Origin of the sequence: Roseovarius sp. (genome assembly GCF_040223625.1) — a bacterium.
Lineage (GTDB): Bacteria > Pseudomonadota > Alphaproteobacteria > Rhodobacterales > Rhodobacteraceae > Roseovarius.
This window is the reverse complement of record NZ_JAVKFX010000010.1, coordinates 1-1,866: the sequence shown is the minus strand read 5'-3', so window position 1 is coordinate 1,866 and position 1,866 is coordinate 1. Positions and strand designations below refer to the sequence as shown.

The window sequence follows — 1,866 nt, the reverse complement described above, 5'->3', positions numbered from 1 at the left end:
GTCAGCCTGTCGGTGCCCAAGGGCGGGATCACCGCCCTGCTGGGCGGCAACGGCGCGGGCAAGACCACCACGCTGAAGGCCATCTCGAACCTGCTCAAGTCCGAGCGGGGCGAGGTGACCAAGGGCAGCATCCGCTATCGCGGCGAGCGGGTGCAGGACCTGGTGCCGTCGGACCTTGTGAAGAAGGGCGTCATCCAGGTGATGGAGGGGCGGCATTGTTTCGAGCACCTGACGGTCGAGGAGAACCTGCTGACGGGCGCCTATACGCGCGGCTCGTCGCGGGGCGAGATCGAGAAGGATCTGGAGCTGGTCTATACCTATTTCCCGCGCCTGAAGGAGCGCCGCCGCAGCCAGGCGGGCTATACCTCGGGCGGGGAGCAGCAGATGGTGGCGATCGGCCGCGCGCTGATGAGCCGGCCCGAGACGATCCTGCTGGACGAGCCCAGCATGGGGCTTGCGCCGCAGCTGGTGGAGCAGATCTTCGGCATCGTCAAATCGCTCAACGAGGATCAGGGCTATACCTTCCTGCTGGCCGAGCAGAACACCAACGTCGCGCTGCGCTTCGCGCATTACGGATATATCCTCGAGAATGGCCGCGTGGTGATGGACGGGCCGGCCAAGAACCTGCGCGAGAACCCGGATGTGAAGGAGTTCTATCTCGGCATGTCCGAGGAGGGCCGCAAGAGTTTCCGCGACGTGCGCAGCTATCGCCGCCGCAAGCGTTGGCTGAGCTGAAGGTTTACCAGTTCCGCAGGGATGGCGCCCGGATGTTGCCGATCGTCGCCCTGCCCTTTTTCCCCCGTCACGCTGTCGCGCCCCCGGGCGCAACCCAGAGGATGCCGTCATGACCCGCTATTTCGATGATCTCGAAACCCGCCCGGCCGAGGATCGCGCCGCGGACATCGCCCGCGCCCTGCCCGAGCAGATCGCCCGCGCGCAGGCCCTGCCCGGCTATGGCGACGCGCTGGCGCCGGTGGATGCGCGCAGCATCACCAGTGTCGAGGCGCTGTCGGTCCTGCCGGTGCTGCGCAAGAGCGACCTTGGCAAGGCGCAGGGCGGGCAGCCGCCCTTTGGCGGGCTGACGACGCTGGCGCCGGAGGGGTTCGCGCATATTTTCCAGTCGCCCGGTCCGATCTACGAGCCGGGTGGCATAAGCCATGACTGGTGGCGCGTGGGGCGGTTCCTGCATGCCTGCGGCGTGGGCAAGGGCGATATCGTGCAGAACTGTTTCGGCTATCACCTGACCCCGGCGGGGATGATTTTCGAAAGCGGCGCGCGCGCCGTGGGCGCCGCCGTGCTGCCCGCGGGCACCGGGCAAACCGAGCTTCAGGCGCGGGCGGCGCATGATATCGGCGTCACCGCCTATGCCGGCACGCCCGATTACCTGAAGGTGATTCTGGACAAGGCCGACGAGATGGGGCTGACCCTGGGGATCACGAAAGCGGCGGTCGGGGGCGGGGCGCTGTTCCCGTCGCTCCGGCAGGAATATGCCGAACGGGGCATCACCTGTCTGCAATGTTATGCCACCGCCGACCTGGGCAATATCGCCTATGAAAGCGAGGCGGCCGACGGGATGATCGTCGACGAGGGCGTGATCGTGGAGATCGTGAGACCGGGCACCGGCACGCCCGTCGCCCCCGGCGAGGTGGGCGAGGTGGTGGTGACCACGCTGAACCCGGACTATCCGCTGATCCGGTTTGCCACCGGTGACCTGTCGGCGGTGATGGAGGGCGCAAGCCCCTGTGGCCGCACGAATATTCGCATCAAGGGCTGGATGGGCCGGGCCGACCAGACGACCAAGATCAAGGGCATGTTCGTGCGCCCCGAGCAGGTGGCGGCGCTGGTGTCGCGCCATGACGAGATTTC

Annotated in this window: 2 protein-coding genes; both read left to right on the top strand. The window is 67.0% G+C overall.

Annotation, left to right across the window (positions count from 1 at the left end; all coding sequences use genetic code 11):
* Positions 1 to 735, top strand: a 735-nt coding sequence (locus RLN94_RS03185; protein WP_350130956.1) for an ABC transporter ATP-binding protein, incomplete at its 5' end; no start/stop codon positions are given.
* Positions 736 to 844: 109 nt separating this feature from the next.
* Positions 845 to 1,866 (top strand): phenylacetate--CoA ligase family protein (locus RLN94_RS03180; RefSeq protein WP_350168528.1); only part of this gene is annotated, 1,022 nt, incomplete at its 3' end.